This is a genomic window from Archangium sp. Cb G35 (genome assembly GCF_001896145.1).
Lineage (GTDB): Bacteria > Myxococcota > Myxococcia > Myxococcales > Myxococcaceae > Archangium > Archangium violaceum.
The window spans coordinates 17079-29760 of record NZ_MPOI01000016.1 but is presented as its reverse complement, the minus strand read 5'-3'; the positions used below and the strand labels follow the sequence as shown (position 1 = coordinate 29760).

Below are 12682 nucleotides of genomic sequence, written 5' to 3'. Positions count from 1 at the left end.
ACTCCTGCGGTCATGTCATCGTTGGTTGCCCGACGGTGCCCGGAGTAGGACACCCGGCCCCAGGGGCAGGGGTGTCGCCATGAACAAGCGCAATCTCACTGTGGACGTGATGGACCTGCTCGCGCGGATTCGCGCCAACACTCCATCCGAGGAAGAGCAAGCGCTCCTCGAGACCGCCATCAACGCGATTCTCTTCATCACCTCGACGGGTCAGCGGTACGCCTTCGCGGACTTCCTCAAATACCTTGAGTCCAGCTCGCCCCCGCCCGTGGTCGCCGCGTTCAAAACACGCGAGGAGGCGGAATCCTGGCTGAACAACCACCCGGAACCACCTGATTCGACGCTCGTGCTGATCGCGGACCGGTACCACACCGTCGCGTATATCCGCGAGCTGAACCACCGGCGCCTGCTCCCCCTCACCGTCATCGAATACCATCTCGGCCGGCTCAAGCGCGAAGGTCTCCCTCCTGCCGCAGCCTCTTTCAATACCCGCGAGGAGGCGGAATCCTGGTTCATGAACCAGTCCGCGCCTCCCGAGCAGACCTTCATCCAGATCGCGAGTGACGACTACCTCGCGGTCTTCCATCGCAACGTCAATCACCGCGCCATCTACCCGTTCTCCATGGCCCTGGATGAAGAAGAGCCGGGAGAGGGCGACTCCTGATGCACGGGCCTCAGAGGATGCCGGCGATGCAGGGGAAGGCCTCGCCGGTGACGACAGCCGAGGTCAGCCCACTGCTGTCACTCACCTTGAGGGAGATCCTCCCCATATCGTAGGGGGGATCCCAGTTGTGGTAGGGGCAGGTGATGCCCGTCGTGGAGTTCGAGCTCGGGTACCAGGACGAGTAGTAGGACAGCTCGTTGTAGGGCTGGGCGTAGACCTGCCAGTGGTAGGTGTACGGACCGCCAGAGCCGCCGCTCCCCGTGCCCTGACAATTCAGGATGTGGGTGTTGACGGGGCGCGAGCAGGAGATGGATGCGGTCGGGCAGGACTGCGAGAAGCTCGTGGTCACCGTTTTGGTGCCAGACGTCTGGCATCTGTCGATGGTCCCGGTGCTGTTGATCGTGATGGGGTAGGCCTTCGCCTGGAAGCTGTGCGAGCCACAGTTCACCGTGCTGTAGCTGAAGTTCCAGGTGCCCGAACGGTTGGCATCACCCTGGATGTCCGAGGAACCCCGCAGCGTGCCGTCGATGAAGTAGTCCACGTGGATGCCGTTGGCGGGATAGGTCACCGTCCAACTCCCGCTGCCGGCCGCCTCGCCTCCCCACGAGCTGAAGCCCGCCAGCGACAGGGCGCTCACGCTCGAACCCGAGCAGATGGCGGACCCCGTCGTCCCCACGTCCTCGGACGGCGCCAGCCCTCCCTCCTCGGGAGCACCACAGGCCACCAGCATCATTCCCGCCAACAGGGCATACGGGGCAGAACGCCTCAGCTCTCGCTTCATCGCGGCACTCCTCAGGGAAGAATCGGTCCTATACCGGAAAACTTTTATAACACGGAAAATAAGTTTTCCCAATAAGCCGCTTATTCCCTGAATGGCTGGAGCCGCGAGGTTCAGCGCCGGAGCATCGTGAGCGCGCGCTGGAAGTCCTCGGGCAGTGGCGCCTCGACGCTCACCACACCTCCCGTGGCGGGGCTCGGCAAGGACAGCCGCACCGCGTGCAGCGCGTGCCGGCCAATCTCCTTCGCCGCCGGGTGCTTCCGCGTCTCCTCCGGGCCGTACAGCGAGTCGGCGAGCACCGGGTAGCCCGCCTCGGACATCTGCACGCGAATCTGGTGCGTGCGCCCCGTCTCCAGCTTCACCTCCACCAGCGTCGCGCCCTTCAGCCGCTCGCGCACCTCGTACGAGAGCGCCGCCCGCCGCGCCGAGTTCACCTTCGTCGTGAAGAGCCTCGGGTTCCTCGGATCCCTCCCGTACGGGGCCTCGAGCCGGTCACGCTCGGGCGTCTCTCCCAGCACGATCGCCCAATAGCGCTTGTCCACCCGCTTCTCCTGGAACGCCCGGTCCAGCGCCGCCACGGCCTCGTCCGTGCGCGCCAGCACGAGGCATCCGCTCGTCTCCCGGTCCAACCGGTGCACCACTCCGGGTTGTGCGATGCCCTCCACGTCGAAGGGCGGCAGCCTCGCCGCCAGCAGTTCCACCACCGAGGGGACACTCCCCCCCGCCGGCTCCACCACCAGGTCCGCCGGCTTGTTCACGATGACCATCGAGGCGTCATCGTGGAGCACCGGCAACTCGGGCCCCTCGGCCGAGCGGCTCACCGCGGCGCGCGTGGGGGCTCGCGGCGGGGGACGGCTGAGCTCGATCTCCTCTCCGCCCCACAGCTTGCGCGACATCTGGCACTTCTTCCCGCGGATGAGCACATGGCCCTTCTCGATGAGCGTACGCGCCCGCTCCAGCGAGAGCCCGGGCACGTGCGCCGAGAGGAACTTGTCGAGCCGCTCGCCGGCGGCCTCGCGGGGGACGGAGATTTTCTGGGACGACATGGGGCCCCTTCTACGGCGGGGCCTTCCGGGAAACCACTGGCGAAAGACGGTCCGTATTCCAGCCCTCCTGGGCTACGAATGACGACCGGAGCCTCAACGGCCGTTAGGATAGGGGCATGGCACGCCGTATCGGGCGATGGGCAGTGGCGGTGACGGGGGTGGTGGCGCTGGTGCTCGCCATCACGCTGCTGCCCGTGGACACGTGGCTGCTGGGGCTCGTCGAGCGCATCCGCGGCATGGGCCTGACGGGCGCGGTGCTCTACGTCGCCGTGTACGGGGTGGCGACCATGCTGATGGTGCCCGCCACCGTGCTGAACCTGGGGGCTGGCTTCGTCTACGGGCCGGTGTACGGCACGCTCCTGGTGGTGGTGGCGAGCAACCTCTCGTCCCTCGCATCCTTCATGCTCGGGCGGACCGTCCTGCGCGAGCGGGTGGCCCGACGCCTCGCGGGCCAGCCGAGGTTCACCGCCGTGGACACCGCCGTGGCCGCCCGGGGCTTCAAGGTGGTGTTGCTGCTGCGCCTCTCGCCCGTCTTCCCCTTCAGCTTTCTCAACTACTCCCTGTCGCTCACCCGCGTGCGCCTGCGTGATTACGCGCCCGCGACCACCCTCGGCCTGCTGCCCGCCACGATGCTCTATGTGTACCTGGGCTCGCTGGTGACGAGCGCCGCCCAGCTCTCCCAGGGCGAGCGTCCCGACACCGGGCTCTCCGGGCAGCTCTTCTTCTGGGGCGGATTGGCCGCCACCGTCCTCGCCACCGTGTACATCACCCGGCTCGCCCGCCGGGCCCTCGCCACCACGCTGAACGAGTCCTCGACGTGAGCTGGCTCAGGAGTTCGGCGCGGAGGATTGGGTAGCCGGCGTGGTGGACACCTGACGACGGCCCCAGAGGAACAGCATGGCGACGAGGCCCAGGGTCGCCGCGAGGCCTCCCAGGAAGAAGGGCCGGCCGCTCACGAGGGCGGAGATCGCGCAGAAGGCCGCCAGCTCCACCTTCCGGGCTCGGGTCACCATCATGACCGTGCCACGGTCGTAGCGCAGGCTGACGATCGACGCCTCGGGCACGTGCAGCAGCCTCCGGAAGAGCGCGAAGTTCTGCAGGTGGACGGAGATGACCGCGAAGCGCGTCACGACCAGGGCGCCACACACGGCCTCCGAAAGGCCTCGGAAATCCTCCAGCCCCGTCTCCACCACCCAGTCGAAGTACGCCACCGCCAGGGGGAGCATGATCGCCCCGGCCCCCAGCGTCAGGAGAAACCGCCTGGAGATCCACTGCCCCTTCTCCACCGCCTGCACGAAGAGGGGATTGAGCTCGTAGCTGCCCCCCATCTCCACCCGCTTCCCGAGCTCTCCCCGGGCCTTCAGCCTCGCCGTGGCGATGGTGAGCAGATAGTCGGCGCAGTGCAGGACCAGCCACAGCACGCCGATTCCAACCGGACTCCAGAGCAGCTCCATGAGATCTCCCACCGCCGCTCATAGCATGAAGCCGCCGGGCCTCGACTCACTCCCCAGCCCGCCTCACCACCAGGCGGGCCTCGTGCCGCCCTTCCCCGGTCCACCCCTCGGTGTACGAGACGATCTCCAGTCCCTGGATCAGCCCGGGAAGCTCGCCATCCTCCAACAGGAAGCGGGCCGAGGGATGGGCGTTCCGCTGCAGGTTGCTCCGCGTCGGCTGGGAGAAGATGAACAGCCCGCACGGCGCGAGCACCTTCGAGACCTCCGCGAACAGCGGCCGCCAGAGGAAGTTCTGGCAGAGCACGAGGTCGAAGGGCCCGGGTGGCAGGGGCTCGGTCTCCACATCCAATCGTTGGAGCCGCAGGGGCACACCCGCCGCGCGCGCGTTCTCGGCGGCCCGTTCGAGCGCGACGTCCGAAACATCCGTCAGGGTGACGTCCAGGCCGCGCCTCGCGAGCCACACGGCGTCATGCCCTGGCCCTCCCGCCACCTCGAGCGCCCGGCCCCCAACCGGCAGCAGGTCCGTGAGCGACCGGAGGAACGCCGAGGGCTCCCGGGTCCCCTGCTGCTCGCGATAGCGCGTGTTCCACCGCTGCCTGTCTTCCTCGGACATGACCCCTCCAGCGAGAACGCGTGGACATCCCCTACCACGGAGGACGGCGTCCCCCCGAGCCTCGTGCTACATACGGCCGCCATGTCCACAGAGCGTCCCAAGTACGATCCCTCGTCCATCGAGCCCAAGTGGCAGGCCCGCTGGGAGCAGGAGAAGACCTTCGAAGCCCGCCGTCACCCGGGCCGCCCCAAGGCGTACATCCTCGACATGTTCCCCTACCCCTCCGGCTCGGGGCTCCACGTGGGCCACCCGGAGGGCTACACCGCCACCGACATCGTGGCCCGCTTCCAGCGCATGCGCGGCGTGGACGTCCTCCACCCCATGGGCTGGGACTCCTTCGGCCTCCCCGCCGAGCAGCACGCCATCGAGACCGGCACCCACCCCGCCCAGACCACGGCGAAGAACATCGCCACCTTCAAGCGGCAGCTCAAGTCGCTCGGCTTCTCGTATGACTGGTCGCGCGAGCTGGCCACCACCGACGAGGCCTACGTCCGCTGGACTCAGTGGATCTTCCTCAAGCTCTTCCAGCGCGGACTCGCCTACCAGGCCGAGCTGCCCGTGAACTGGTGCCCCGCCCTCGGCACCGTGCTCGCCAACGAGGAGGTCATCGACGGCAAGAGCGAGCGCGGTAACCACCCCGTGGTCCGCCTCCCGCTCCGTCAGTGGACCCTGCGCATCACCGCCTACGCGGACCGTCTGGCCCAGGAGCTCCAGGGGCTCGACTGGCCCGAGACCAAGGAGAAGCAGGTCCACTGGATCGGCCGCAGCGAGGGCGCCGAGGTGGACTTCGCCCTCGAGGGCCGCAGTGAAAAGCTGCGCATCTTCACCACGCGCCCGGACACCCTCTTCGGCGCCACGTACATGGTCATCGCCCCCGAGCACCCGCTGCTCGAGTCGCTCGTCACCCCGGAGCACCGGCAGAAGGTGCTCGCCTACCGCGATTCCGTCGTCAGCAAGAGCGACATGGATCGCACGGCGCTCACCAAGACGAAGACGGGTGAGTTCACCGGCGCCTACGCGCTCCACCCCATCACCGGCGCCCGGCTGCCCATCTGGGTGGCGGACTTCGTGCTGGGCTCCTACGGCACCGGCGCCATCATGAGCGTGCCCGCGCACGACGAGCGCGACTTCGAGTTCGCCCGCGCCTTCGGGCTGCCCGTGGCCGAGGTCGTCTCGTCCGACGGTCAGCTCCACGACACCGCCTCCTGGACCGAGGCCTTCACCGCCGAGGGTGTCGCCGTCCGCTCGGGGTTCCTCGACGGCCAGCGCACGCCCGAGGCCAAGGCCGCGATGATCTCCCACCTGGAGCAGAAGGGCCTGGGCACGCGCCGGGTGCAGTACCGTCTGCGCGACTGGGTCTTCTCCCGCCAGCGCTACTGGGGCGAGCCCATCCCCGTCTACTTCCCCGTCGAGCTGCCCCCCGGCTCCACGGATCCGCGCAAGCACCCGCACACCGTCCGCTACGACCAGCCCATCGCCGTGGCCGAGAGCGATCTGCCCGTGCGCCTGCCCGAGCTCGAGGACTTCAAGCCCTCGGATGACCCCGCCGGGCCCCTGTCGCGCGCGCTCGACTGGCGCTTCTTCCAGAAGGACGGCAAGTGGTTCGCCCGCGAGACGAACACCATGCCCCAGTGGGCCGGCTCGTGCTGGTACTACCTGCGCTTCATCGATCCGCACAACACCCAGGCCCCCTTCTCGAAGGAGGCCTATGACGCGTGGATGCCCGTGGACCTGTACGTCGGCGGCTCCGAGCACGCCGTGCTCCACCTGCTCTACGCCCGCTTCTGGCACAAGGTCCTCTTCGACTGCGGCGTCGTCTCGCACCCCGAGCCCTTCGGCAAGCTCGTCCACCAGGGAATGATTCTGGGCGAGAACAACGAGAAGATGTCCAAGTCCCGCGGCAACGTCGTCAACCCCGACGAGGTCGTCCAGCGCCACGGCGCCGACTCGCTCCGCGTCTATGAAATGTTCATGGGCCCCCTCGAGGCCGTGAAGCCCTGGCAGACCCAGGGCGTCACCGGCGTCCGCCGCTTCCTCGACCGCGCCTGGAATACCCTGGCGTTCGTCCGCGAGGAGCCAGGGGCCGCCGAGGCCACCCTCGACGAGGAGTCGCTCCGGCTTCTGCACAAGACGGTGAAGAAGGTCGGCGAGGACATCGAGGCCCTCCGGCTCAACACCGCCGTCAGCGCGCTGATGATCCTCACCAACCGGCTCGCGGATATTCCTCGCGTACCGCTCGAGACAGCTCGGACGTTCGCGCTCCTGCTGTCTCCCTTCGCGCCCCACCTGGCCGAGGAACTGTGGGAGCGGCTCGGTGCCACGAAGAGTCTCGCCTACGAGCCCTGGCCCTCCTACGACCCCGCCCTTACCGTGGACGATGTCGTCGAGATGGGCGTCCAGGTGAACGGGAAGATGCGCAGCAAGGTGAAGCTCCGCCGCGATGCCACCGAGGCCGATGTTCGCGCCGCCATCGCGAACGACCCCAACGTCCTCGCCCACACCCAGGGCAAGACGGAGAAGAAGTTCGTCTACGTCCCGGGCCGCATCATCAACCTGGTCGTCGGCTGAACGGACTCGGGGACTCGGGCCCAACCTGGGGCCCGGGCACCCTCACCCCGTCCCTCTCCCGGGGGGAGAGGGGTTCTTGGGGAACCTGGGTTCTGCGTTTCCGCGGGTGCTCGGCTCAGAAGAGCGTGTCGGCGAGCTTCGCCCTCGTGTCTCCCGTCAGCACCGTGAAGCGCAGCACCCGGTCCTCTCCTCGCCACACCTCGATGCTCCTCGGCAACATCTCGCCCGTCACCGGCGAGGTGTAGTCCAGGAACCGCACGTCCCAGGCCGTCCCCTTCGCGTCCTTGTACTTCACCCGCGCCGGCCGGAAGCCGTCCTTGTACACCCAGAACTGTGGCTTGCCCTCGCCCGGCTGCCCCAGCACGTACACCACGTCCCCGCCAAACCGCGCCAGCGAGGTCGTGCGCGAATCGATTCCCAGCGCCCGCAGGTGCGTCTCCACCACGTCCCGCCCCTCCACCGCCGACCCCGCCCTCACTCCCAACACCGCGCACAGCTGCTGCACCGCCTCCGACACCGCCGGAATCTCCGTGCCCTCCACCCTCTTGCGGCCTCCCGAGGACACCGCCGCCACCGTGTTGCCCTCCCGCGCCTTCGCCTCGAAACGGCAACGGCCCGGCAGCCTCAAATACACCGTGCCGTCCGCCTCCAGATCCGGCCGGTCCGTCGGCAACCCCAGCGCGCCTCCCGCCTCGTTCACCACCGGTCCGTAGAAGTGCAACGAGCCGTCCGCCTTCAGCGACGTCGACGGCAGCTCCTCTCGCGCCGCTACCATCCGGCGCAGGATGGAGCCGCCCGGCAGCACGTACGCGCCCGCGCTCATCGCCACCAGGACTCCCAACACCGCCACGGCTCGCTTCATCACGGCCGCCCCGGCTGGCTTCACGCTCTTGCGCTTCTGTGGCTCTTTCATGGGGCGGCGAATCTAGTGATGGCCCTCCCCTCCATCAAGGCAGTTAGGATGCGCTCTCATGCGGATGTCGCACCGTCTGACGCTCCTGTTCACCCTCCTGCTCGCCCCCCTGACCCACGCCCAGGAGGACACCTCGCGCCAGCCGCGCGCCGAGGACCTGCGCGAAATCCTGAGCGCTCGCGCCTACGGCATGGGCGGCGCCTGGCGAGCCCTGGGCGTCGGCGCCGAGTCGGGCACCGGCAACCCCGCCGCCCTCGCCGCCTTCCGCTCCTACCGCATCGAACTCACCGGCGCCTGGGACTGGGCCGGCAAGGACGCCTTCGGCATGGTCGCCCTCGCCGACTCGTCCACCAGTGCACTCGCCGCCGGCGTCAGCTACCAGCTCATCTCCCTCGGCAAGGGCGTCGAGCGCGCCACCGGCCACCTCAATACCGTGGGCCTCGCCATCCCCTTCGGCGACAGTCTGATGGTCGGCGTCTCCTCGCGCTACCTGCTGATGCGCGGCGCCCGGCAGGCCAACGCCATCACCGGCGACGCCGGCATCATCTTCCGCCCCGCTCCCATCATCTCCCTCGGCGTCTCCGCCCATAACCTCATCGGCACCGGCAACGCCGAGCTCACCCGCTACTACACGGCCCACGCCGGAGTGTTCGCCGGCCTCCTCACCCTCGCCGCCGACGTGCGCGCCGACTTCGAAACCAACAACACCACCACGCTCACCTACAGCGGCGGCATGGAGTACCTGTTCGGGCAGAGCTTCCCCGTTCGCGCCGGCTACACCTGGGATGGGTTCACCCGCTCCTCCCAGCTCGGCGTGGGCATCGGCGTGCTGACGCCGGGCGGTGGCATCGACATCGCGTACCGCCACGACATCGGCGGAGAGAATGGACGGCTCGTCGCCGTCACCCTCAAGGTGCAGGTGCAGTGAGCCCTCAGCCGCGCAGCGGGAGGTAGCGCTCGGAGGCGGAGAAGCGCACCAGCTCCACCAGCTCCTGCTCGCTGGACTTGAGCGCCCGCAGCGCCGCCACCGCCGTCCCCGGGCCTCCACACGCGACGAGCCCCGCGCGGTTGGCCGAGTGCCGTGCCGCCTCCGCGAGCGCCGCCGCGTCGAACTCCTTCTGGGCCGACTCCAGCAACGTCAGCGCCCGGGCCCGCGCGTTGGGGTGCAGCGCCTCGCGCACCACCCGGGACTCGGGGCCGAACTCCGTCCCGCCCCGCAGCACCGACGCCAGGATGGCCACCGCGCGCAGCAACTGGTCCTTCTTCAGGCAGCGCAGCGCGAGCAGATCCGGCCCCAGGCAGGACAGGGCCCGTCCGGCGAAGAAGCGCAGCTCCAGCTCCGGCAACACCTGGCGCACCGCGAGCCGGCCCACCAGCAGGCGCGGGGCCCCCGGGTGCACGAGCGAGAACGGCGGACCATCCTCCTCGGACAGGAAGACCTCCGGGAGCCGCGCGTCGAGGAGGCGGGCCACGGACTGCAGCACCTCCAGGGCGGCACGGGCGCCAGGGCCCGAGTCCGGCCGGAGCGGCTCGGAGGAGCCCGAGGCCCGGCCGAAGGAGGGGAAGAGCCGGACGAGGGCCTGGCCCACGGAGGCGAGCAGCTCGCCCGCCGGGTTGCGCAGGCCGGGGTGGCGCAGGCCCGCGCGCTCCTCGGGCGTGAGCGTGCGGCGGGGGAACCGGGAGACACTGTCCTTCTCCCCCACGAGCGCCGCGGCCACCTCCGCCATCAGCGAGCCGCGCGCGGAGTCTCCCCGGCTCACGAAGAAGGCCGAGAGCTCCCGGTAGGCCGCCGCGTCGAGGGGCCGCTCGCGCACGCGCTCGATGGCCGCCGGCCGGGTGCCCTCCATGGGGGCTGGAACCGGAGCCGGGGCCGGGGGCTGAGGTGAAGCGGGAGCCGAGGCCGGAGCCAGCGCCGGCCTGGAGGAGGTGGAGGGCGTGAGCGGCTCGGGTGAGGAGACCGAGCCAGGGCCTCGCGCCTTGCGGCGCACGGGGTCCATCTTCCCCGGAGGCGCCTCCCAGGCGATGAACCGCGTGCGCTCCACGGGCATCGGCGCGTCGGGCGGCTCCTCGGGCGCGGCCGGGGGCGGGCTCGCGGGAGCGGACTCCCGGGCCGGCGGAGGCGGACGGCTCGGAGCAACGGGCACGGACACCGCGGGCATCTCGAGGACCGTGGACGCGGACTCGGGAGGAGCGGAGGGCGCCGCGGCCGGAGTGGGCGTGAGCTCCACCGCGCCCGGTGGCGGAATGAGGACGCCGGTGCGCGAGCCACTCTGCTCCCGCTTGGGGACGGCGCTGCGCGGGGGCTCGGGGTGCAGCGCGGGCGCCACGCGCTCGGCGATGGCCTTGCGCAGGTTCTCCGCCCGGTTGGCGTACACCTGTGCGCGCGCCGCGTCTCCCAGCACCTCCCGGCAGAAGCGCGCCAGCCGCTCCCACGTGCCGAGCCGCGCGTCATCATCCTCGGTGGCGGTGGCGGCGTGCTCCATGGCCCACGCGGCCTCGCCGTTCTGCCCGAGCGCGATGAGCCGGTCCACCAGCAGCAGCCACGCCTCCTTGTGGCCGGGCTCGAAGCGCACCGCCTGGCGCAGCTCGGTGAGCGCGGCGTCGCGCTCGCCTCCGGCCTCCAGCGTGGCCACCAGCTCCAGCCGGACCTTGCGCGTCGCCAGTCCCCGCGGCTCCCGGGCGATGCGGGCGCGCAGCAGACGGCTCAACCCGGTCTTGTCGCCCAACCGCCGCGTCACCTCCAGGAGGTGGTCCTGCGCGACGACGTCCTCGGGTTCCTCCGCGAGCACCTCCGACCAGGCCCAGTGGGCGAGCCGCGCATCGGCCAGCGGCCCTCCGGCGAGTTCCGCGAGACACCGCAGTCCCTCGGCGCGGTGGGGTACGCGGCGGTGCACGGCGGCGAGCGCGGCGCGCAGGCGCTCGGCGGCTCCGGCCCGGTCCGGCTCCGAGACACTCCGGGCGAGCCCCATCAACGCCGGCAGCGAATGGGAAGAGATGGCCACCGCGGCCTCGAAGTCCGCACGGGCGCGAGCGGTCTCACCGGCGGACAGCAGCCGCTCGCCACGAGCCAGGAAGGCGGCGGCACGGGCCCGGGGGTTGCTCGCGCGCTGCACCGCCTCGTCGAGCACCCGCCACACCACCCAGTCATCGCCATCCGTGCGCTGGGACACGAGCCGCACCTGCTCGGCGAGCGCGGCCTGGTCCCCGGTGAGGGCGACGATCTGCCCGTACACCCGGGCGGCGCCCGCCAGGTCCTGCAGCTCGTTCTCCAGCAGCTCGGCGAGCCGGGTGAGGGTCTCCGCGCGGACGGACAGGTCCTTCGTGGCATCGGCGCGGTCCAGGTAGAACTGCGCCAGCTCGCGCCAGGCCCGGCGCGCGATGAGCTGGGCCTCCTGGCGCGTCTCCTCCGGGTTCTCCTGCCGGGGCACGAAGGCCCGGGAGCGCTCGGTGTCCTCCTCACTGCTCCAGGGAACGGGGGCGGGCGTCCTGACTCCGGCGGGCGGAGGGACAACGGGGGACTCGACCCGGGCGACGGGCGCGTCGGTGGAGGTCTCCTCGTCCTCCGGAAAATCGGTGATCTCGAGGGTCGTGCGCCGGTGGCTGGAGGCCTCCCCGGCGGTGTCATCCCGGGGCGCGGAAGCAGGAGGCCCGGAGATGGCGAAGGGCAGACCGGAGGCCTCGGAGGTCGGCTCCTCATCGATCTGCGCCCAGACCTCGGGCAGCTCCAGCTCGAGGACGGTGCGGTGCTGCTCATCCGCGGGAGCCGGAGCCACGGGCACCTGCATTTCGAGGACGGTCCGGGTCCGGTCATCCGAGGGAGCTGGTGCCGCGGGCAGTTCCATCTCGAGGACGGTGCGGTGCCGGTCATCCGAGGGGGCCGGAGCCGCGGGCACCTGCATTTCGAGGACGGTGCTGTGCCGGTCATCCGGGGAAGCCGAAGCCACGGGCGTGGGAGCGGCGGGAGCCGGAGGGGTGGGCGCCGGAGCGGGCCCGGCCCGGGGTTGGGGGGTACGCGGCACGAACCGCGCATCCGGCGGGCCCGAGGCCTCCACCGTGTGCTCGTCCTCCAGCCAGGGCGAGGAGAACTCGACGGTCGCGCTTCGCTCCTCGGGCTCCGGCGCCTCTACCTCCACGAGGGCCTGGCCCTGCACGATGGGAACCGCGAGGGCCTCGGCCTCCGAGTCCCCTTCGGCGGAGGACTCGTGGCGCGAGAGGCGGCGGAAGAGGACGTCGAGCAACCGGCGGGCGCGGCGGTCCTCGGGATCCTCGTCGACGAGCGCCTGGAGCGCCTCGACGGCCCGGGGAAGTTGGTCCACCCGGCGCAACACCCGGGCGAGCTGGAGCCGGACGGCGCGGCGGGTCTCCCCCTGGGTGTGGGCGAGCGCGGACGAGAGCAGCGCGATGACGGCGGGCTCGGTCCCCGCGTGCAGCGCGAAGGTGACGAGCACCGAGGCCAGGCGCGGCGTCATGGGCAGGGTCCGGCTGGCGCGCACCAGCTCGCCGAAGGCCTGGGGGGCATGGCCCTCCTCGAGCAGCCGCGCGGCGCTCTGGCGATGCCGTTCCACGAGGTCGGGCACGCCGGTGCCCGGCCCGGACGGGGCATTGCCGTTTCTCACGCCACCCATGGGTGGGGCAGTCTACACAGG

At 70.5% G+C, this 12682-nt stretch carries 10 protein-coding genes; 4 read left to right on the top strand and 6 right to left on the bottom strand.

The annotated features are described in order from the left end of the window. Window positions 1–79 precede the first annotated feature (79 nt). Window positions 80–664, top strand: a complete 585-nt coding sequence (locus BO221_RS40675) for a head protein (protein ID WP_073566321.1) — start codon at window positions 80–82, stop codon at window positions 662–664. Between the two features lie 10 nt (window positions 665–674). On the opposite strand, the gene BO221_RS40670 is transcribed toward BO221_RS40675, so the two are convergent. Further along, on the bottom strand, window positions 675–1445 hold the full coding sequence (locus BO221_RS40670) for a hypothetical protein (RefSeq protein ID WP_143195977.1): 771 nt from the start codon (window positions 1443–1445) through the stop codon (window positions 675–677). A gap of 110 nt (window positions 1446–1555) precedes the next feature. After that, entirely contained in the window at window positions 1556–2488 is a 933-nt protein-coding gene (locus BO221_RS40665) for an RluA family pseudouridine synthase (RefSeq protein WP_073566319.1), read from the bottom strand. Window positions 2489–2604: 116 nt separating this feature from the next. Between BO221_RS40665 and BO221_RS40660 the strand changes: the two genes are divergently transcribed. Further along, window positions 2605–3309, top strand: a complete 705-nt coding sequence (locus BO221_RS40660; RefSeq protein WP_083682220.1) for a TVP38/TMEM64 family protein — start codon at window positions 2605–2607, stop codon at window positions 3307–3309. Window positions 3310–3315: 6 nt separating this feature from the next. On the opposite strand, the gene BO221_RS40655 is transcribed toward BO221_RS40660, so the two are convergent. Both BO221_RS40655 and BO221_RS40650 read right to left on the bottom strand, forming a co-directional pair. Further along, window positions 3316–3942 carry a hypothetical protein gene (locus BO221_RS40655; RefSeq protein WP_073566318.1) on the bottom strand — a complete coding sequence of 209 codons (627 nt, stop codon included), beginning with the start codon at window positions 3940–3942 and terminating at the stop codon, window positions 3316–3318. 46 nt (window positions 3943–3988) lie between these two features. Then, the gene (locus BO221_RS40650) at window positions 3989–4555 is read right to left on the bottom strand and encodes a bifunctional 2-polyprenyl-6-hydroxyphenol methylase/3-demethylubiquinol 3-O-methyltransferase UbiG (protein WP_073566317.1); all 567 of its coding nucleotides are present in this window, start codon (window positions 4553–4555) and stop codon (window positions 3989–3991) included. 81 nt (window positions 4556–4636) lie between these two features. Here BO221_RS40650 and leuS point away from each other — a divergent pair, with 81 nt between their 5' ends. Beyond that, window positions 4637–7123, top strand: coding sequence for a leucine--tRNA ligase (gene leuS, locus BO221_RS40645; protein WP_073566316.1), 2487 nt, complete (start codon window positions 4637–4639; stop codon window positions 7121–7123). A 115-nt stretch (window positions 7124–7238) separates the two neighbouring features. On the opposite strand, the gene BO221_RS40640 is transcribed toward leuS, so the two are convergent. Then, the gene (locus tag BO221_RS40640; protein ID WP_233166484.1) at window positions 7239–8036 is read right to left on the bottom strand and encodes a hypothetical protein; all 798 of its coding nucleotides are present in this window, start codon (window positions 8034–8036) and stop codon (window positions 7239–7241) included. A 58-nt stretch (window positions 8037–8094) separates the two neighbouring features. On the opposite strand from BO221_RS40640, the gene BO221_RS40635 reads away from it, so the two are divergent. Then, window positions 8095–8964 carry a hypothetical protein gene (locus tag BO221_RS40635; RefSeq protein ID WP_233166483.1) on the top strand — a complete coding sequence of 290 codons (870 nt, stop codon included), beginning with the start codon at window positions 8095–8097 and terminating at the stop codon, window positions 8962–8964. A gap of 4 nt (window positions 8965–8968) precedes the next feature. Here BO221_RS40635 and BO221_RS40630 read toward each other — a convergent pair whose 3' ends face one another. Beyond that, complete coding sequence (locus tag BO221_RS40630) at window positions 8969–12661, bottom strand: hypothetical protein (RefSeq protein WP_073566315.1); 3693 nt, start codon at window positions 12659–12661, stop codon at window positions 8969–8971. Window positions 12662–12682 lie beyond the last annotated feature (21 nt).

What these genes read in the sequence shown, in the direction of transcription:
- BO221_RS40675 (WP_073566321.1), top strand. Translation starts at nt 80, where the DNA reads ATGAACAAGCGCAATCTCACTGTGGACGTGATGGACCTGCTCGCGCGG.
- BO221_RS40670 (WP_143195977.1), bottom strand. Translation starts at nt 1,445, where the DNA reads ATGAAGCGAGAGCTGAGGCGTTCTGCCCCGTATGCCCTGTTGGCGGGA.
- BO221_RS40665 (WP_073566319.1), bottom strand. Translation starts at nt 2,488, where the DNA reads ATGTCGTCCCAGAAAATCTCCGTCCCCCGCGAGGCCGCCGGCGAGCGG.
- BO221_RS40660 (WP_083682220.1), top strand. Translation starts at nt 2,605, where the DNA reads ATGGCACGCCGTATCGGGCGATGGGCAGTGGCGGTGACGGGGGTGGTG.
- BO221_RS40655 (WP_073566318.1), bottom strand. Translation starts at nt 3,942, where the DNA reads ATGGAGCTGCTCTGGAGTCCGGTTGGAATCGGCGTGCTGTGGCTGGTC.
- BO221_RS40650 (WP_073566317.1), bottom strand. Translation starts at nt 4,555, where the DNA reads ATGTCCGAGGAAGACAGGCAGCGGTGGAACACGCGCTATCGCGAGCAG.
- leuS (WP_073566316.1), top strand. Translation starts at nt 4,637, where the DNA reads ATGTCCACAGAGCGTCCCAAGTACGATCCCTCGTCCATCGAGCCCAAG.
- BO221_RS40640 (WP_233166484.1), bottom strand. Translation starts at nt 8,036, where the DNA reads ATGAAAGAGCCACAGAAGCGCAAGAGCGTGAAGCCAGCCGGGGCGGCC.
- BO221_RS40635 (WP_233166483.1), top strand. Translation starts at nt 8,095, where the DNA reads ATGCGGATGTCGCACCGTCTGACGCTCCTGTTCACCCTCCTGCTCGCC.
- BO221_RS40630 (WP_073566315.1), bottom strand. Translation starts at nt 12,661, where the DNA reads ATGGGTGGCGTGAGAAACGGCAATGCCCCGTCCGGGCCGGGCACCGGC.